This is a genomic window from Aeromonas sp. R7-5 (assembly GCF_040908015.1).
Classification (GTDB): Bacteria; Pseudomonadota; Gammaproteobacteria; order Enterobacterales; family Aeromonadaceae; genus Aeromonas; species Aeromonas caviae.
The window spans coordinates 19,423-35,869 of record NZ_JBFOCZ010000033.1 but is presented as its reverse complement, the minus strand read 5'-3'; the positions used below and the strand labels follow the sequence as shown (position 1 = coordinate 35,869).

Sequence of the window (16,447 nt, the reverse complement as noted above, 5' to 3'; positions counted from 1 at the left end):
CTGAACCTGTAATGACAATAGAACGTGGGAGTTGACTGCATGATGCGTCTCTTGTTTGCCGTGAGTTGCCTGTGCTGCTGGGCAGCGTCCGTCCAGGCCCAGACCCTGCTGGTACTGGGCGACAGCCTGAGCGCCGGCTACCAGATGCAGGCCGAACAGAGCTGGCCTGCCCTGCTCAATGAAAAGTGGCAGCAGCAGGGGGGAGAACACACCCTCATCAATGCCAGCATCAGCGGTGAAACGACCCAGGGCGGCCTGGCCCGCCTGCCCGCTCTGCTCGAAACCCACAAACCGGACTGGGTGTTGATCGAACTCGGCGCCAACGACGGGCTGCGGGGCTTTGCTCCCGCCATCACCCGGGCCAACCTGACCAAGATGATCGAGCTCACCCGGGCGCACCAGGCGAAGACGGTGCTGACCCAGATCCTGCTGCCCCGCAACTATGGGGCGCGCTATCTGCAACAGTTCGAGCAGATCTTCCCGGATCTTGCCAAGGCCAACGACCTGCCGCTGATGCCCTTCTTTCTGGATGATATTGTGCTGCGCCCTGAACTCATGATGAACGATGGACTGCACCCGACGGCCGCCGCCCAGCCCCGGATCCGCGACAAGGTCGCCCGCTTTGTCGAGCCTCTGCTGACTCAGTAGCCCGGTGGCCGGGCCCATGGCCCTTCCCCTTGCCCATGAAAAAGCCCCCGCATGGCGGGGGCTTTTTCATGGTTCGGCGTGCCGGGTTCAACGGCCCAGGATCTGCCGCATCCGCTGCTGAGCCACGTCCACCAGCAAGTCGGGCTGGAATTTGGAGATGAAGCGATCACACCCCACCTTCTTGACCATGGCCTCGTTGAAGTTGCCGCTCAGGGAGGTATTGAGGGTGATGAAGAGATCGGACATGCGCGGATCGCTGCGCACCTCATGAGTCAGGCGATAACCATCCATCTCCGGCATCTCGGCATCCGTGATCATCAGCATGATCTCGTCGGTCACCTTCTTGCCCGCATCGCACCACCCCTTGAGCAGCTTGAGGGCCTGCAAGCCGTCCTGGCACTCGATGACCTCGAGCCCGAGCTGGGCGAGGGTCTCGCGCACCTGGTTGCGGGCCGTGCTGGAGTCATCGACGATGAGCACCCGGCGTCCCTGCATCTGGGGCAGGATCTCCTCGTCCAGCACCTCGGACGAGATGCGCACGTCATAGGTGATGATCTCCGCCAGCACCTTCTCCACGTCGATGATCTCGACGATCTGGTCGACCCCCCCTTCCGGGATGCGGGTGATGGCGGTGAGGTAGTTGGCACGACCCGCCGAACGGGGCGGCGGCAGTATGTCCTTCCAGGTCATGTTGACGATGTGGGCCACCTGCCCCACCAGGAACCCCTGAATGGTGCGGTTGTACTCGGTGATGATGAGATTGGACTCCTGATCGATGGCCATGGGACGCATCCCGATGGCACCGCGCAGGTTGATGACGGGGATGGAGACGCCGCGAATGTTGGCGACGCCGCTGATGTTGTGGTGGGACCCCGGCATCTTGTTCAGATGGGGCAGCTTGACCACTTCCCGCACCTTGAAGACGTTGATCGCAAACAGTTGCTGGGCACCCAAACGGAACATCAGCAGTTCCAGGCGATTCTCCCCTACAAGCTGGGTACGTTGATCCACTGAATCCAATATGCTCGCCATATAACGCCCTTACGTCCATTTCCCGAAATTGCCCCGCACCGGAGCTGCGACATGCCAACCAGCCCCGCTTTCCCTGTCGGGACAACGCAAGCCTATATAGAAATAATGAAAAGCGTCGAGGAAAGATAGGATCTTGACCACGGGGCGTGATCATCGCCCCATCACTGCCTCATGGCAAGCACAGCCATGCACCGGCCCCGACAACAAGGGTATCGACCACACGGGGCCATTGCTGAACCCCGGCGTGCCGCTCTTGTCATCCAGCGCGGTCCGCCAGCAACAAAAAGACCGGCCACATGGGCCGGTCCTGGGATGTGCAGTGCGTCCGGGACGACTTAGAAGTTGTACTGCAGGGCCACGGCGACGATGTCGTCGGTGGACTTGTTCAGGCTGTTCTTGCCGGTGGAACCCACTTCGTCCAGCAGGTTGATCTTGTAGTCCACGTAGGCATTGAAGTTGTCGGTGAAGTTGTACCAGGCACCCACGGAGACGTATTCGGTCGCGGTGTCATCGATGCCGTGAGCGCTGTCCTTCACGTCGGTACGCAGGTAGGCCAGGGAGGGCTTGAACTTCGGCGTGATGTTGTACTGCACGACCGCTTCGTAGCCATCCATCTTCTCGGCGTAACCGCGCAGGGAGCCGGTGTCCACGAAGAGGTGATCTTCACCGTGGGAGTAAGTGGCAGCCATGTAGAGGTTGCCGACGGCGTACTTGGCGCCCACCCCGAACAGCTTGGCGTCGCTGTCGCCGCCGAAGCTCACGTTCTCGGCCTGCTCGTCGGTCTTGCCTGCCTGGTTGTAGGCAGCACCCAGGCTCAGGCCCATGTTGAAGTCATAGTTGGCAGAGAGGGCATACCCCTCGGAAGAACCTTTCGGGCTCCAGGTGCTGTTCGGGCCGACGCGCTCGCTGCGGCTCGCGTTCTGCGGGTCGTTGTTGCCGGTGAACTGGGCACCCAGGGTCAGCCCCTGCCAGTTGTACATGTACTGGGCCAGGCCGTTGGTACGACCGGTGCCGAACACCTCGGTGTCCTTGCCCAGACCATCACCACCCCACTCCGGCAGCACGTCGGTGTAGTTGTTCACCGCCTTGGTGAACAGACCGTCCTGGCGGCCGTAGCTGAAGGCACCGAAGCGATCGTGCTTGATGCCCGCATAGGCGTAACGCAGCTCGTCGTTGTCAGAACCGGAGACCGGCAGGTTGTACTCGGCGAAGCCGAACGCGGTCAGATCCTCGTCAACCTTGGTTTCACCTGCGATGTGCAGACGCAGGTAGCTGGCATCGCCTTCGGTGGCGTTGTCATCGGTGCCGTAGTACATGCCGTTGACGCGGCCGCCGATGTCCAGTTTGGTACCATTCTGATCGTAAACGTTGGCGGCCTGTGCACCACCGGCCAGCAGCAGGCTGGAGATGGCCATCGTCAATGCTGTCTTTTTCATTGTTCTTTCCTCAGGTGTAAGCACTCTCTGTCAGACCAGAGTTCGGTCGTGATGATCGGTTGATGTGCCGATGGCCTAAGGTAGATCCGGAAACCTTGATGGGAACTGAAGCGGCGAACGATTAATTATAAAAGCATCAATTCGAGCTGACGCCGCGACATATAGTGTCACATGAAATGACAATGGTGGAATTTATTACCATAAAAATCATTTTCGCAACACAAGTGAGCTGTAAAATTTGATGAATGCAGTTTAATGCTTCAGAAAAGCGAGAAGCAGGGAAGCCCTGCCGGGCGACACGGACTCCCCGCTTATGTTCCCCGCCTCGTCAGACCGGCTGCCAGCCGCGCATGACCCTCAGCAGGTCCTTCCAGCTCACTATGCCCACCAGGGCGCCGTTTTCCAGCACAGGCAGACAGGAGATCTGGTGCTCCAGCATGAGGCCGGCGGCCTCTTTCAGGGAGCGTTCGGGGGAGACGGTGATGGGTTCACGGCTCATGATCTGGTGGGCGCGCCGGTTGAGGGTCTCGGTGTCCCGGTTCATCTCGGCATCCGTGTCCAGATAGGGGCTGATGGCACGCAGCAGATCCCGGTCCGAGATGACCCCCACCAGCTCCTCTTCTTCCACCACCAGAAGGTGGCGGAAATGGGCCTGCTCGAAGATCTCCTTGATGACGCTCAGCCTGTCATCCATGGAAACGGTCGCGACCCGGGTCGTCATGATCTCTTTAATCAACATGGTCAGCCTCCTGCCCCCCAGATGTCTCTGTTATGACACGTTTTTCCGGCGGCAGCCATCCCCCCCGCCCTCAAGTGCAAATTTGTGTCATTTCACGTAAGATCCGCGCCAGTTTCTCTCCTTCAATCGAGCCAAGCAGACCCATCCATGATAGTTGCCAGTCAAATCGAACTGATCCGCGGCGGCCGCACGCTGCTGGACAATGCGTCCGCCACCATACACCCCGGCCACAAGGTGGGCCTGGTGGGCAAGAACGGCTGTGGCAAGTCCACCTTCTTTGCGCTGGTGCGGGGCGAGCTGGCCATCGACAACGGCAGCTTCAGTCTGCCCGCCGGCTGGCAGATTGCCGGCGTGGCCCAGGAGACCCCGGCGCTGGACTGCTCCGCCCTGGAGTACGTGATCGACGGCGACAAGGAGTTCCGCGCCCTGGAGGGCGAGCTCGCCCGGGCCGAGGCGGATGACAACGGTCTGCTGGTGGCCGAGCTGCACGGCAAGCTCGATACCATAGGTGCCTACAGCATTCGCGCCCGCGCCGCCGAGCTGCTGCACGGTCTGGGTTTTGGCGGCGATCAGCTCGACTCGCCGGTCAGAAGCTTCTCCGGTGGCTGGCGCATGCGCCTGAACCTGGCCCAGGCGCTGCTCTGCCGCTCCGATCTGCTGCTGCTGGATGAACCGACCAACCACCTAGATCTGGACGCCGTCATCTGGCTGGAGAAGTGGCTCAAGGGCTATCAGGGCACGCTGGTGCTCATTTCTCACGACCGCGACTTCCTCGATTCCGTGGTGAATCGCATCATCCATATCGAGAACGGCAAGCTCAACGAATACAGCGGCGGCTACTCCGACTTCGAACTGCAACGGGCCGAGCACCTGGCCCAGCAGCAGTCCATGTACGAGAAGCAGCAACGGGAGATGGCCCACATGCAATCCTATGTGGACCGCTTCCGCTACAAGGCCTCCAAGGCCCGTCAGGCCCAAAGCCGGCTCAAAGCCATGGAGCGGATGGAGAAGATCCTGCCCGCTCACGCCGACTCCGAGTTCAGCTTCGAGTTTCGCGAGCCGTCGGCCCTGCCGACCCCGCTCATCGCCATGGAGAACCTCAGCGCCGGTTACGGCGACAAGGTGATCCTCGAGAAGATCAAGCTCAACCTGGTGCCGGGCTCGCGCATCGGCCTGCTCGGTCGCAACGGCGCCGGCAAGTCCACCTTTATCAAGATGCTCTCCGGTAGCAACCCGCCGCTGTCGGGCAAGCTGGAGGTGAGCGCCGGGGTGAGCATCGGCTACTTCGCCCAGCATCAGCTCGAGACCCTGCGCCTCGATGACAGCCCCCTCGATCACCTGGTGCGCCTGGCCCCGGACAAGACCGAGCAGGAGCTTCGCAACTACCTCGGCAGCTTCGGTTTTCACGGCGACAAGGTACTCGACAAGGTAGCCCCCTTCTCCGGCGGTGAGAAAGCGCGTCTGGTGCTGGCCCTCATCACCTGGCAAAAGCCCAACCTGCTGCTCCTGGATGAACCGACCAACCACCTGGATCTGGAGATGCGCCACGCCCTGACCATGGCCCTGCAAGGGTTCGAGGGCGCCATGGTGGTGGTCTCTCACGACCGTCATCTGCTGCGCACCACCACGGATGACTTCTATCTGGTCCACGGCGGCCGGGTCGAGCCCTTCGATGGGGATCTCGACGACTACCACAAGTGGCTCGGCGAGCAGGAGAAAGAGGCCAATGCCAAGCCGGCAGATGGCCCCGTCTCCGCCAACTCGGCGGTGGCGCGCAAGGATCAGAAGCGCCTTGAGGCCCAGTTCCGGCAAGCAACCCGGCCGCTTCGCCAGAAGCTCGAGAAGCTCGAGGCCAGCATGGAGAAGCTGCAAGGCAGGCTCGCCGACATCGAGCACCAGCTGGCCGATCCCGCCATCTATGAAGAGAGCGCCAAGGGCAAGCTCTCCGAGCTGCTCAAGTCCCAGGGCCCCCTCAAGGAGGAGCTGGAGCACGTCGAGCTGGAGTGGATGAGCCTCTCTGAAGAGCTGGAAACCATGGAGCAGGCCTTCTTTGCGTGATGAAGCCTTGATGGCCAGCGAGCGGGTCAGCCCCGACGCCCTGCCCACCCCTTCCGAGTTCTGGACATGGAGCACAGGCGCTTATGGCCAGCGCAGCCAGGACTGGCTCCACGTACAGAGCCAGGGGGGCAACGTCAACCTGGCGCTCCTGCTGCACCACCTCGACCTGCTCCGGATCCCGGTCGACCTCACGGACTTGCAACCGGCCCTGGTACAGACCGAGGCGGTGCTGCTCCCCTGGCGCACCCTGCGCCAGCAGGCCAAGTCACGGGTGGGGGCCGAGGAGTACCAGACCATGCTGGCCCACGAACTGGAGCTGGAGCGGCTGCAACAGGGGGTTTTGCTGCAGACCCTGCGCACCCTCGCCCTGTTTCGCGGCGACAGCCGCAACCTGTTTCACTATCTATCGTTACTGGGTGCCCAGCAGGGCCCCCTCAGAGATCTCATATGCTGAGCTACCGCCACGCCTTTCACGCCGGCAACCACGCCGACGTGCTCAAACACGCCGTCCAGGCCCTGATCATCGAGTCCCTCAAGAAGAAGGAAAAACCCTTCATCGTGCTGGACACCCATGCCGGTGGCGGTCTCTACGACCTGCGCGGCGACTGGTCCCAAAAGAAGGCGGAATACGCCGACGGAATCAAACGCCTGTGGGATGAGCGGGCCCAGTGGTCTGCCATGGCCCCCTATCTGGGTGTCATCGAGGAGATGAACAGCGATGGCCAGCTGCACTACTACCCCGGCTCGCCGGAGCTCTCCCGCCGCCTTATCCGCGATCAGGACAAGCTGGCGCTGATGGAGCTGCACAACAACGAGGTGGAGGATCTTCGCGCCAACATGGGGTACGACCCCCGCGTCGCCGTCCACCATCGCGACGGCTTCGAAGGGCTGGTGGCCCTGCTGCCCCCCACCCCGCGCCGCGGCCTGGTGCTCATCGACCCCCCCTATGAGCTGAAGGAAGATTACTTCGCCGTTGTCGATACCCTTAAAAAAGCGCAAAAGCGCTGGGCCACCGGCATCTACGCCCTCTGGTATCCCATCCTCGGGCAAGAGGCGGACAAGTCCCGCGACATGCTCAAAGCGATCAAGCGCGAGAACTTCGGCAACGTCCTGGTAGCGGAGTTGGAAGTGGCCGGCCAGACTGCCGATTGGGGCATGAACGGCTCCGGCATGCTCATCGTCAGCCCCCCCTGGATGCTGGACGAGCAGATCGAGGCCTTCTTGAAACCCCTGTGCGCCAGGCTGGCCCAGGGCGCCGGCGCCCAGTACAGGGTGGAGTGGCTGAACAAGGCCGAAGCCTGACCCTCGGAACCACAGAAAATGAAAAAGGGCCTGCCACAGCAGGCCCTTTTTCATTGGGGCAGATGATCCGGCCCGCTCACGCTGGCCAGCCGCTCGGGCAGGTGGCTCACCAGCCAGTCGATGGCGAGCCGGGTCTTGAGAGGCAGATGCAGGCCATGGGGCCAGAGGGCGTTGATGGGATAGCGCCGACCCGGCAACCGGGCCAGCAGCTCGCGCAGCTCGCCCCGCTCAACGTGGGGCCGCGCCAGCCAGGTCGGCAGCCAGGCGAGACCAAAGCCCGCGATAGCCGCCTGGGTGATGGCGTTGAGATCGTCCATCTGCAACCGCCCTCTGGGCTGAACCTCGCGCCATGCCTCGGCCTCCTGCCACCACCACGACAGCACCCGCCCCTGGCGCAGATAGGCGATGCACTCGTGCTCCGGTAACTCAGCCAGGGTCACAGGTTCTCCCCGCTCGGCCAGATAGGCGGGCGAGGCGCAGAGCGTCATGCCGTGCTCCCCGAGCCTGCGCGCCGCCAGATCCAGGCTGTCCGGCGGCTCTGCGTTGCGGATCACCAGATCCACCCCCTCCTCCACCAGATCCACCTTGCGATCGCTGAACGACAGCTCCAGGGCCAGCCCGGGATGCGCCTTCGCCAGCGCCAGCAAAATGGGGGCCACGCACTGCTGGCCGAACAGCACCGGCATGGAGACCTTCAATCTGCCGTTGAGGGTGAGCTTGTTGCTGGCCAGCGCCGCTTCCCCAAGACGCACCTCCTCCAGCGCCCGCAGGCAGTGGCGATAGAAGAGCGCCCCCTCCTCGGTCAGGCTCTGGCTGCGGGTGGTGCGATGAAACAGTTGCACGCCGAGACGCAGCTCCAGCCGCGCCACCCCCTTGCCCACCGCCGAGCGGGTGAGGTGAAGCCGCTCCGCCGCCTGGGCGAAGCTGCCCGCCTCCACCACGGTGGCGAAGAGATCGATGCCGTTGAGCGTGTTTGCCATCTATTGCATACCTTTTGGAACCAATATGGCGAAATACTATCAGCACTGCAGAAAAAAATGACTGGTAAGCTCCCTTCATTCTTCACACGTTTCAGATGGAGTTCCCCTCATGAGCCAGATCCTGCTGCTGCAATCCAGCCTCAACGGCCCCGCATCCCGCACCAACCAGTTGATGGAGCACTTCCTGCAAACACGCCGGGAGCAGGGCCACCAGGACCAGGTGGTGGTGCGCGACCTGACCGCCCTCGACTTGCCCGTCCTCGACAGCCCGTTGTTTCACGCCCTGCGCGGGGCTGAACCGGCCAATGAGGCCATCCGGCAGGCGGTGGCGCTGTCGGATCGGCTGATTGCCGAACTCAAGGCCGCCGACCTGCTGCTGATCGGCGCCCCCATGTACAACCTCAATGTACCGACACCCCTCAAGAACTGGTTCGATCTGGTGGCACGGGCTGGGGTGACTTTCCGTTACACCGACACCTACCCCATGGGGCTGGTGGAGGGGGTCAACGCCCTGGTGTTCAGCAGCCGCGGCGGCGTGCATCAGGGACAGACGACAGATGCGGTCACCCCCTACCTCAAGTCCGTGCTCGGCCTGATGGGCATCCCGGTGGACTTCGTCTACGCAGAGGGGATGGATCTGCGCCCCCACGGGGCGGAACAGGGAATGCGCGAGGCCCATGCTCGGATCGCTGGCCTCGGCAGGTAGGGCCATCACCCTATCTTGCCCCTTCCAACCGGCCACCTGCTGCGCGGGACATTCCAAGTAAAAAAGCCCCGCAAGGGGCTTTTCTATGACTGCGGCAGTAGCGGAAGAGACTAGGCTTGCCTCGCATCGGGGCCTGCGGGCATGTCCCGCCAGAGCGCCAGAATGAGCAGCGCCAGCAGGGCAAAGGGCGGCACCAGGCAGAGCAGCACGCACAGGAAGGTGACAAGCCCCGGGTGGCGGCTCTTGCGCCGGGCCAGTCGCCAGGCCACCACGCCGACGACGATCATCATCAGCAGCATGAAGAGAACAAACAGGTTGGAGTTGATGGTCATGAAAGCTCCTTTTTCATGGCAAAAGGCACACTCTAGCGCCGCCATGGTCCCGGGCAACTCCCAATCTGGTGGTGCCTCCCCCGGTCGATAGGCATTTTCTATTTCGCCGATAGATGAGAATGGTTTTCATTTAATGGAGTTCTGGGTGATACTGCCTTCATCGCCAGAGGAGACACCACCATGAAAAAGACCATCAGCTTCGCCATCCTGCACTTTTGTGTCGCCTTCACCGTGGCTTACCTGCTGACCGGCGAACTGCTCACCGCCAGCCTGATCGCCCTCATCGAGCCCGCCGTGAACACGGTCGCCTTCTACTTCCACGACCTTGGCTGGCACAAGCTCAAGCCCCACCACAGCCTGCAGGCCAAGACCAGCAGCTTCGCCCTGGTCCACTTCTCGGTGGCCTTCGGTGTCGCCTACCTGCTGAGTGGCGAGCTGCTCACCGGCGGCGTGATGGCACTGATCGAACCTGCCATCAACACCGTCGTCTTCTTCTTCCACGAGCGGCTGTGGCGCAGCCGCCAGACCTTGGCGCTGGCCGGCGTCTGATTGCCATGCAGGGCCGCCCGGCACCCAAAAACACGGGGTGCTCCTGCCTACTTCGGGTGTAAAGTGTGCTCTGGTCACGGGGCATCATGCCCCCTGTTGGAGCCCTGTCGATGAACAAGATCTTGCTTGGAACCCTGCTGTTTTCCCCTCTGCTGGCCGTGGCGGCCACCCCGTCCTTCGAGTGCGCCAAGGCGAAAGGCGCCGCCGAAACCCTCATCTGCAAGGATGCCGGACTGGCTGCGCTGGATAACGAGCTGTCAGCCCTCTATCCCAAGGCGATTGCCGGGTTCTCCCCCGAGCAGCAGAAGAGCGAGCGCGCCATCCAGCGCGGCTGGATCAAGGGGCGCAACGACTGCTGGAAGGCGGGCGACCTGCGCCAGTGCGTGGAAGAGAGCTACCAGTTGCGGATCACCGAGTTGCAGATAAAAGGCGGCCAACTGAGGGTGCCGACGCCGATTGATTACCAGTGCGGCAAGAGCCTCACCCTCTCCACCTACTTCTACAACGAGGCCAAGCGGCCCGCCGCCATGATCAATTTGAGCGAGGGGAACGACCAGCAGCAGGTGCTCGCCTATGAGACCCCCAGCGCCAGCGGCGCCCGTTACGAGGGGCAAAACCTCACCCTCTGGACCAAGGGGAGCGACGCCATGCTGGAGCGCTACGGTCAGCCCACCCTCAACTGCAACGAGATCCCGGGCAACTGATCCCCCACCCGGCCAGAGGCCGGGCAAGCACTTCCGTACAGGCAGCAAGAGGGTCACCGACAGGTGACCACTCGCCCCCTTTTACCTATGCCCAGCCCCCTCTCGCCAATCCAGCCCGGGCGCCAGGCTTCGGGCTGGCCTCCATTTGTTGATCTTGCCCGGCAATTCGCCATTTCCTCCTTTTCCTTCGCTCGCGGGCCGTTAATATAGCCAATTGGCAACACACGCCTCGTCGGAGTCTCCCATGAGCCATGCCAACCACGCCCTTTTGGTCAATCGCAGCAAGCTGGAAGCTGACATTCAGGGCGGTAGCGTCGCCAAAGGGCACAACCGGCAAGAGGTAAGTGACTGATTCAACCATGTCGAGTGGAGTGAATGTATGGAAACGCACACACTGCATCGGGGTCGGCTGATCGACCATCTCCAACTGGTGGTGAAAGACCTGACCGCCAGCGAGCGCTTTTACAGGGCCATACTGGCCACCCTCGATGTGCCAATCGGCGGCGCGGGTGAGGGTTACTTCTGGGCTGACGAGCTGTTTGTCACATCCATCGACAGCCCGGCGGCGCTTGGCGTACTCACAGGTCGCCATCACCTCGCCTTTCAGGCGCAGGACCGCGCCACAGTCGATCGCTTCTATCAGGCAGCGCTGGCCAACGGCGGCCAAGACAACGGCGCCCCCGGCGAGCGGGTCTATCACCCCGGCTACTACGCCGCCTTTGTGCTCGATCCGGACGGCAACAATATCGAAGCGGTGTATCACGGCGAGGCAAAGCGCAGTGCGGAATCGGTGGAGATTCGGTTTTAGCAAGAAGGCGGAGTACTCCAAAAGGTGGGTGTCCTAATTGTCCACTGCGTTGATGCACTCCTCATTCATCACCACAAAGCTGCGCCCGACTCAAGAGCAAGCCATGTCATTCGCCAAAGGCTATGGCAGTTACATCGGCGAGGTCTACCGTCGCAATCACGGTGGGGAGTGGGGCATCGTCAATTTGAATGGGCATAAATTCCCGGGACTTAAAACCAAGTCAGTCGTCAACTTCTGGCCTTGGGGGCGTGCGCTCAATCGCATCATGCAAGGGCCGGAAAATAACGTCGCAGATTACTACAGTGCCTTACTTGAAAAATAGCCCTAACAATTCCGTCGAAAGGGAACCCAAAGCTGCGCTTTGGGTTCCCTCCGCCTGCGGCTACGGCCGTCCCTCACGTCAAACGTTAAGTTTATGGAGTAAATAGTGGATATAGCAAAATGTACGTTAGATGGTAACACGTATAACGCGGTAGATTTTTCACAGTTGCCGCCAAACGAAATGTCTGAGAAGCGGCAAAATTTAGTATGTACTGAATGTGAAAAAGATGCTTTTTTCCGAAAGGCCTCTCGGACAGGTCAAGCAGCTTGTTTTGGAGCTAGACCGCATGAAGCAGATTGCTCTTTTGCTTCAGCAGAGACTCAACGAGTGGAAAATGAGGGCGGAGATGAAGACCGCATCAGAAATCCAGGCCAGAATATTATCATTGACTTAAATTATGGTGCAGCGCCAAGAGTAAATACAGATGTTGAGCCAAATAATCAGGAAGGTGGCAACGAGGGGCGTGGCCGTCATGTTGGCAACAGGCCTCGTCCTAATGCAAATATGCAAAGGCGCTTAAGCACACTTTTGCGTAACCTAATTAACTCAGAAGAATTTAGAAACTCTCAGCAACAAATCACACTCGGTGAAAATGAGCCAACGACAGTGGCTAACTTTTTCGTTAACTTTGCCGACGTAGATGAACAGCATGACGATCAATTCCATGGTTATTGGGGACTACTAGCTGACGCTCGATTGGGAAATAACGGCAATCTGTGGTTAAATTCGGGTGGTCGGGGAAATATCAGTTGTCTAATTCGGGCAGAAAATGTAGATGCATTTTATCAGCGACACAATATTGATGATGTTGAAGATTTTGCCGGAGCATTTCTTTTAATCCTTGGTGAAAAGAACACATCGCAAAATGGTAAGCCTTACGTTGTGGCCAGTGGGTTAGAACGAGTGGCGCTTCAAAGATAAACTTAACAAACGCCTCAAGAGGGACTGTCAACGCGTGGCGTTTCCAGTCCCATTGAGCCGCGGTGGTTGCAGTTGTTGTATTTGAGTTTAGTGATAATGCGTTGCCAGCCCCTTAGGCGGGCGTTAGGTGTCACTCGCCACACATGAAGGATTATGTATGAAACTAGACAATCAAGAATTACATGAATTATTAGTTCAAAAAGGTGTTACGCACTTTCATCATGCAAACTCACTTGCAACAGCAATTACATTTATCGAAGAAGGGGGATTGCTGTCTCGTGGTGATGTAGAGAAAGAGGATTTAATCCAAACAAATCAAAGCTCAGATGACGATGATAAATATTTTGACGTATGGGATGACGTCTTTATTGATGTTGTCGATCTCCATGGTTATTTCCCTCGTCAAAATCTATATGGACCAGTACTATTTAAATTTAACATAGACTTTTTGTTAGATGATGATTTAGATATTTGGGTGACAAAGAACAACCCTATCTACTGGAACAATAAACTTAAGCACTCTGATAAGTACTTTAAAAGCGTTAAAGAGTTGAGAAAGTCGTGGGAAGACTATCTGACTCAGCAAAAGATGTTCACTATCCGAAAACCTGACCGACCAGTGTTGTTTGAAAACTTGGAGGAGATAATACTGGACAACCCCAAAGTTATAATTCACGATGATATTTCTTTGCGAAAAGAGGCTATGAGGGCACTCAAAAAAGCTACTCGAAGAGACAAAAGTCTTTGGGGTATTATTACGCTACGTGAATGTCGCCACTGCTTTTGTCACAACAACTATCTCAACCAAGTACCAGTTGAAGATCTAGAAAGATTGTTCTTGCCAGCATGGCATGAATATTTCCGCTATTAAGCATCTAACAAACTGTTCAAGAGGGATTCGCAACGCATGGCATTTTTTATTCCGTCGTTGGGTTTTGTGTTTACGTTAGTATGATTAAGTTTCGTGGTGGCGTTGCTCACTACTTAACGCGGCGTTATGCAACTAGTGCGATCTATGAAGTTCCGTTCTAGCCCCAAAATTTATGGAGACGCAACTTGGAAAATAAACGTTTAAAGGACTTATTGACACCTCCCGAGGAAACAAAACCATTTTGGTATCAGCAACGAGGTAGAGATTTTGAACGAATTTTAGTCCAAATGTTTTTCAATGAAGATATGGACCCTAGTACGAGTATGCGCCCCTCGGGTGAAGAGATTGATGGCTCTTTTTCAATTGGAAATAGTTTTTTCTTGTTAGAAGCCAAATGGCATAAGGATCCAATACCTGCATCTGCTCTATACTCATTCAAAGGTAAAGTTGATGGGAAACTGATCGGAACTATTGGGGTTTTCTTTTCCATGTCTGATTACAGTAAAGACGCTATAGATGCATTGTTAAATGGAAAAGAACTTAACCTGATTCTATTTGGTCACACGGATCTATGCCTCATAGATGCGGGGGAAATCACTATGAGAGAAGCTATGCGCGCAAAGCTTCGTTATGCTGCAAATTATGGGCAACCTTTCTATCCCCTAGAAACATACTTAAATGGTGCTAAACAAGAGAGTGCATATTCAACAACTAAAGATACAATCGCCAAAAAGTGGAATATATTAGTAGAAGGAGAGCAAGATGTGCGCACAATTCAAGCTTTACTTGATCGTTTTGAAATTAGTGCACAGTATAGCGTTATACCTGCGGGCGGCCAACTGGCAATAGCACAACTTGCTGAATCTATAAGTAAAAATAATACAGTTAATGTAGCGACTATTATTACACCATTGTCAAACCCTGAAAAACAGCAAGAGCAAATAAATAAACTAAAGGCTCTTGGAGCTGAAGTAATAGTGTTATCTCAAGAAATTGAAGGGTGGCTAGAGAGCTTTGTTTCGGCAGATTATTACAATGCAACACTAATGCTCACAAATCGAAATGGGAAGATGGCTCGCAGGTATGCTCGCAATTCAGACTTAGATCTTCTGCTCTCAAATACTCCATCGTTTTCTACTTTAGTTGAGAAAATGGGGGCAAAGAAGAAGTGATAAATTGCATAACAAGGTCGTCAACGCGGACAAAAAACTTGTTGGCGGTTACGCTTCGCTTCACATTTTAGCCAACAATTTTTTGCCGGTTACAACGGCGTTATGTGGGATCGCAGAGAAACGAGCATGGAAAGAAAATTGGGACCCCCACCGCTCTGAGCGCCGCATAGCGGCCAACTGACTCGCAAAAGCCCCCTTGGTGACTGTCGGGCACGGTATTGGCTCCCCCTCCAATCCGCCGAGGGGAGGGAACAAGGTCAGGAGCGCCATCAGGGATGATGGCGCAGCCGCAGCGGGGCATGGATGCCCCATCTGCGGCGGCCCGCCCGACCTGGCGACTGACCCGAGGGCAACCGCGAAGCGGTCGGATTGGCGGGGGGTGGCCTTTCTTTTGGTGACTTTTCTTTGGCCACGCAAAGAAAAGTCACTCGCCACAGCCCGCAGGGCGGGCGAAACCCCGCATAGCGGCAATCCCGCAGGGATTGTGATGCTTGCCATAGGCTAGGAGCTTGGCTGAGCGCCTCCAGAATGGTGGGCGAAACCCCGTCGAGGGCAAGGCCCTCCCATTCGATGGAGCATCGCCATATCCAGAGCGCAGTCGGCGCAATACACTGCTCCTGCGCCGTGCCAGGGACGCGGCGATGCCGTCACAGAACCATCCCCCTATCCTCCCTGCACTGCGCCGACAACTCCCCCATGGGGATTCTCTCCCGCCAGCCACTGACCTATAGTGAGCCCCTACTCAAACCACCTTTGCGAGCAGCAAGATGTATATCGGCGAGTTTGCCCGGCTGGCGGGCACCACCCCAAAGGCTGTCCGTCTCTACGAGCAGCTCGGGCTGCTGCCCGAGCCCAGGCGGCGCGGCAAGTATCGCGTCTACCGGGCCGAGGATCTGGAGTGGGTCGGCTTTATCCGCGAGGCCCAGCGGCTTGGCTGCAGGCTCGGGGAGCTGGTTCCCCTGCTCGCGGGCGTCACCAGCCTCGACCACTTCCCCTGGCAGAAGGTGGAGCAGCTTATCGCGGACAAGCTGGCGCAGATCGAAGCGGAGGTCGCCAGGCTGCAACGCCAGCATCAGGGCTTGAGCCAGTGCGCCACGCTGCTGGCGCAGCACCCCTGCCGCTATGGCGCCCCGGCGCGGCAATCCCCCGACGCTCAGGATCATCCCGCCGCCGCGGATCGGGGGCAAAAGGTGGCTTGACTCTGTCCCATGGGACAAGGGGTGTAATGGGGGCTCACTTCAAGGAGCCATACCATGACCCCCAACCTGCTTGTTCTCAACGGCAACCCCAAACCCGACAGCCTCTGCCACGCCCTCGCCCGAGAGTATGCCCGCAGTGCCGAGCAAGGGGGCGCGCGCGTCACCCTGCATCACGTGGGGGAGCTCGCCTTCGCGCCGGATCTTCACCATGGCTATGACGAGGTGCAGCCCCTCGAACCCGATCTGCAGGCGGTGCAGCAGAGTCTGACGCAAGCCCACCATCTGGTGATCGTCGCCCCCGTCTGGTGGGGCCACCTGCCAGCCCGGCTCAAGGGGCTGCTGGATCGCACCCTGCTGCCGGGTTTCGCCTTTCGCTACCAGCCGGGGAAGGCCCACCCGGAGCAATTGCTCGCCGGCAAGACGGCGCGCCTGCTGCTCACCATGGACAGCCCCCCCTGGTATTACCGCTGGTGGCAGGGAGCCCCCCTGGAGCGCACCCTGGACAAGCCGGTGCTGGGGCTGTGCGGCATCCGGCTGACCCACCGCCAACATCTGGGGCCCGTCCACACCTCGGATGAGGGGGCCCGCCAGCACTGGCTCCGCCAGGCCGGGGCCGCCGCCCGCCAGGATGTGCAGCGGCTGGGCAGGCGCCCCGCCTAATCCCTGCC

Annotated in this window: 19 protein-coding genes; 14 read left to right on the top strand and 5 right to left on the bottom strand. The window is 58.7% G+C overall.

The window, feature by feature from the left end:
• The first annotated feature begins 39 nt into the window (after positions 1-39).
• Positions 40-648: an arylesterase gene (locus tag AB5Y53_RS15500; RefSeq protein WP_039040186.1), complete on the top strand. Its 609-nt coding sequence runs from the start codon at positions 40-42 to the stop codon at positions 646-648.
• 87 nt (positions 649-735) lie between these two features.
• Here the strand turns inward: AB5Y53_RS15500 and AB5Y53_RS15495 are convergent, their stop codons facing one another.
• From AB5Y53_RS15495 to AB5Y53_RS15485, 3 genes are all read right to left on the bottom strand, one after another.
• Positions 736-1,680 carry a chemotaxis protein CheV gene (locus AB5Y53_RS15495; RefSeq protein WP_041212426.1) on the bottom strand — a complete coding sequence of 315 codons (945 nt, stop codon included), beginning with the start codon at positions 1,678-1,680 and terminating at the stop codon, positions 736-738.
• A gap of 335 nt (positions 1,681-2,015) precedes the next feature.
• Positions 2,016-3,116: a porin gene (locus AB5Y53_RS15490; RefSeq protein ID WP_043156284.1), complete on the bottom strand. Its 1,101-nt coding sequence runs from the start codon at positions 3,114-3,116 to the stop codon at positions 2,016-2,018.
• Between the two features lie 328 nt (positions 3,117-3,444).
• On the bottom strand, positions 3,445-3,855 hold the full coding sequence (locus AB5Y53_RS15485) for a CBS domain-containing protein (protein ID WP_010675511.1): 411 nt from the start codon (positions 3,853-3,855) through the stop codon (positions 3,445-3,447).
• A gap of 147 nt (positions 3,856-4,002) precedes the next feature.
• Here AB5Y53_RS15485 and AB5Y53_RS15480 point away from each other — a divergent pair, with 147 nt between their 5' ends.
• From AB5Y53_RS15480 to AB5Y53_RS15470, 3 genes are read left to right on the top strand one after another with little or no spacing between them, the layout of a single operon-like run.
• Positions 4,003-5,913, top strand: coding sequence for an ABC transporter ATP-binding protein (locus tag AB5Y53_RS15480; RefSeq protein ID WP_368182488.1), 1,911 nt, complete (start codon positions 4,003-4,005; stop codon positions 5,911-5,913).
• Positions 5,906-6,367, top strand: coding sequence for a DUF2390 domain-containing protein (locus AB5Y53_RS15475; RefSeq protein ID WP_045525673.1), 462 nt, complete (start codon positions 5,906-5,908; stop codon positions 6,365-6,367). Before AB5Y53_RS15480 ends, AB5Y53_RS15475 begins: the two co-directional genes overlap by 8 nt.
• Entirely contained in the window at positions 6,361-7,215 is an 855-nt protein-coding gene (locus tag AB5Y53_RS15470; RefSeq protein ID WP_010675514.1) for a 23S rRNA (adenine(2030)-N(6))-methyltransferase RlmJ, read from the top strand. The genes AB5Y53_RS15475 and AB5Y53_RS15470 overlap by 7 nt, the downstream gene beginning before the upstream one ends.
• Before the next feature lie 50 nt (positions 7,216-7,265).
• Here AB5Y53_RS15470 and AB5Y53_RS15465 read toward each other — a convergent pair whose 3' ends face one another.
• On the bottom strand, positions 7,266-8,195 hold the full coding sequence (locus AB5Y53_RS15465; protein ID WP_368182486.1) for a LysR family transcriptional regulator: 930 nt from the start codon (positions 8,193-8,195) through the stop codon (positions 7,266-7,268).
• 109 nt (positions 8,196-8,304) lie between these two features.
• On the opposite strand from AB5Y53_RS15465, the gene AB5Y53_RS15460 reads away from it, so the two are divergent.
• Positions 8,305-8,901 carry an NAD(P)H-dependent oxidoreductase gene (locus tag AB5Y53_RS15460; protein WP_368182484.1) on the top strand — a complete coding sequence of 199 codons (597 nt, stop codon included), beginning with the start codon at positions 8,305-8,307 and terminating at the stop codon, positions 8,899-8,901.
• 110 nt (positions 8,902-9,011) lie between these two features.
• Here the strand turns inward: AB5Y53_RS15460 and AB5Y53_RS15455 are convergent, their stop codons facing one another.
• Complete coding sequence (locus AB5Y53_RS15455; protein ID WP_041212421.1) at positions 9,012-9,233, bottom strand: hypothetical protein; 222 nt, start codon at positions 9,231-9,233, stop codon at positions 9,012-9,014.
• A gap of 180 nt (positions 9,234-9,413) precedes the next feature.
• Between AB5Y53_RS15455 and AB5Y53_RS15450 the strand changes: the two genes are divergently transcribed.
• The 9 genes from AB5Y53_RS15450 to AB5Y53_RS15410 all read left to right on the top strand — a co-directional run bounded on the left by AB5Y53_RS15450 (position 9,414) and on the right by AB5Y53_RS15410 (position 16,439).
• Entirely contained in the window at positions 9,414-9,782 is a 369-nt protein-coding gene (locus AB5Y53_RS15450) for a DUF2061 domain-containing protein (protein WP_039040193.1), read from the top strand.
• A gap of 110 nt (positions 9,783-9,892) precedes the next feature.
• Entirely contained in the window at positions 9,893-10,486 is a 594-nt protein-coding gene (locus tag AB5Y53_RS15445) for an MliC family protein (protein WP_368182482.1), read from the top strand.
• Between the two features lie 379 nt (positions 10,487-10,865).
• The gene (locus AB5Y53_RS15440) at positions 10,866-11,294 is read left to right on the top strand and encodes a VOC family protein (protein ID WP_368182481.1); all 429 of its coding nucleotides are present in this window, start codon (positions 10,866-10,868) and stop codon (positions 11,292-11,294) included.
• A 103-nt stretch (positions 11,295-11,397) separates the two neighbouring features.
• Positions 11,398-11,616: a hypothetical protein gene (locus AB5Y53_RS15435; protein ID WP_368182479.1), complete on the top strand. Its 219-nt coding sequence runs from the start codon at positions 11,398-11,400 to the stop codon at positions 11,614-11,616.
• A gap of 105 nt (positions 11,617-11,721) precedes the next feature.
• Positions 11,722-12,537 carry a hypothetical protein gene (locus tag AB5Y53_RS15430; RefSeq protein ID WP_368182478.1) on the top strand — a complete coding sequence of 272 codons (816 nt, stop codon included), beginning with the start codon at positions 11,722-11,724 and terminating at the stop codon, positions 12,535-12,537.
• Positions 12,538-12,694: 157 nt separating this feature from the next.
• On the top strand, positions 12,695-13,408 hold the full coding sequence (locus tag AB5Y53_RS15425) for a hypothetical protein (protein WP_368182476.1): 714 nt from the start codon (positions 12,695-12,697) through the stop codon (positions 13,406-13,408).
• Between the two features lie 185 nt (positions 13,409-13,593).
• Entirely contained in the window at positions 13,594-14,580 is a 987-nt protein-coding gene (locus AB5Y53_RS15420) for a hypothetical protein (RefSeq protein ID WP_368182474.1), read from the top strand.
• A gap of 767 nt (positions 14,581-15,347) precedes the next feature.
• On the top strand, positions 15,348-15,779 hold the full coding sequence (locus AB5Y53_RS15415) for a MerR family transcriptional regulator (protein ID WP_368182473.1): 432 nt from the start codon (positions 15,348-15,350) through the stop codon (positions 15,777-15,779).
• 54 nt (positions 15,780-15,833) lie between these two features.
• Positions 15,834-16,439, top strand: a complete 606-nt coding sequence (locus AB5Y53_RS15410; RefSeq protein WP_368182472.1) for an NAD(P)H-dependent oxidoreductase — start codon at positions 15,834-15,836, stop codon at positions 16,437-16,439.
• Positions 16,440-16,447 lie beyond the last annotated feature (8 nt).

Bases quoted from the DNA above. Each gene is read 5' to 3' on its own strand.
- AB5Y53_RS15500 (WP_039040186.1), top strand. From the start codon at position 40: ATGATGCGTCTCTTGTTTGCCGTGAGTTGCCTGTGCTGCTGGGCAGCG.
- AB5Y53_RS15495 (WP_041212426.1), bottom strand. From the start codon at position 1,680: ATGGCGAGCATATTGGATTCAGTGGATCAACGTACCCAGCTTGTAGGG.
- AB5Y53_RS15490 (WP_043156284.1), bottom strand. From the start codon at position 3,116: ATGAAAAAGACAGCATTGACGATGGCCATCTCCAGCCTGCTGCTGGCC.
- AB5Y53_RS15485 (WP_010675511.1), bottom strand. From the start codon at position 3,855: ATGTTGATTAAAGAGATCATGACGACCCGGGTCGCGACCGTTTCCATG.
- AB5Y53_RS15480 (WP_368182488.1), top strand. From the start codon at position 4,003: ATGATAGTTGCCAGTCAAATCGAACTGATCCGCGGCGGCCGCACGCTG.
- AB5Y53_RS15470 (WP_010675514.1), top strand. From the start codon at position 6,361: ATGCTGAGCTACCGCCACGCCTTTCACGCCGGCAACCACGCCGACGTG.
- AB5Y53_RS15465 (WP_368182486.1), bottom strand. From the start codon at position 8,195: ATGGCAAACACGCTCAACGGCATCGATCTCTTCGCCACCGTGGTGGAG.
- AB5Y53_RS15460 (WP_368182484.1), top strand. From the start codon at position 8,305: ATGAGCCAGATCCTGCTGCTGCAATCCAGCCTCAACGGCCCCGCATCC.
- AB5Y53_RS15455 (WP_041212421.1), bottom strand. From the start codon at position 9,233: ATGACCATCAACTCCAACCTGTTTGTTCTCTTCATGCTGCTGATGATG.
- AB5Y53_RS15450 (WP_039040193.1), top strand. From the start codon at position 9,414: ATGAAAAAGACCATCAGCTTCGCCATCCTGCACTTTTGTGTCGCCTTC.
- AB5Y53_RS15445 (WP_368182482.1), top strand. From the start codon at position 9,893: ATGAACAAGATCTTGCTTGGAACCCTGCTGTTTTCCCCTCTGCTGGCC.
- AB5Y53_RS15440 (WP_368182481.1), top strand. From the start codon at position 10,866: ATGGAAACGCACACACTGCATCGGGGTCGGCTGATCGACCATCTCCAA.
- AB5Y53_RS15435 (WP_368182479.1), top strand. From the start codon at position 11,398: ATGTCATTCGCCAAAGGCTATGGCAGTTACATCGGCGAGGTCTACCGT.
- AB5Y53_RS15425 (WP_368182476.1), top strand. From the start codon at position 12,695: ATGAAACTAGACAATCAAGAATTACATGAATTATTAGTTCAAAAAGGT.
- AB5Y53_RS15415 (WP_368182473.1), top strand. From the start codon at position 15,348: ATGTATATCGGCGAGTTTGCCCGGCTGGCGGGCACCACCCCAAAGGCT.
- AB5Y53_RS15410 (WP_368182472.1), top strand. From the start codon at position 15,834: ATGACCCCCAACCTGCTTGTTCTCAACGGCAACCCCAAACCCGACAGC.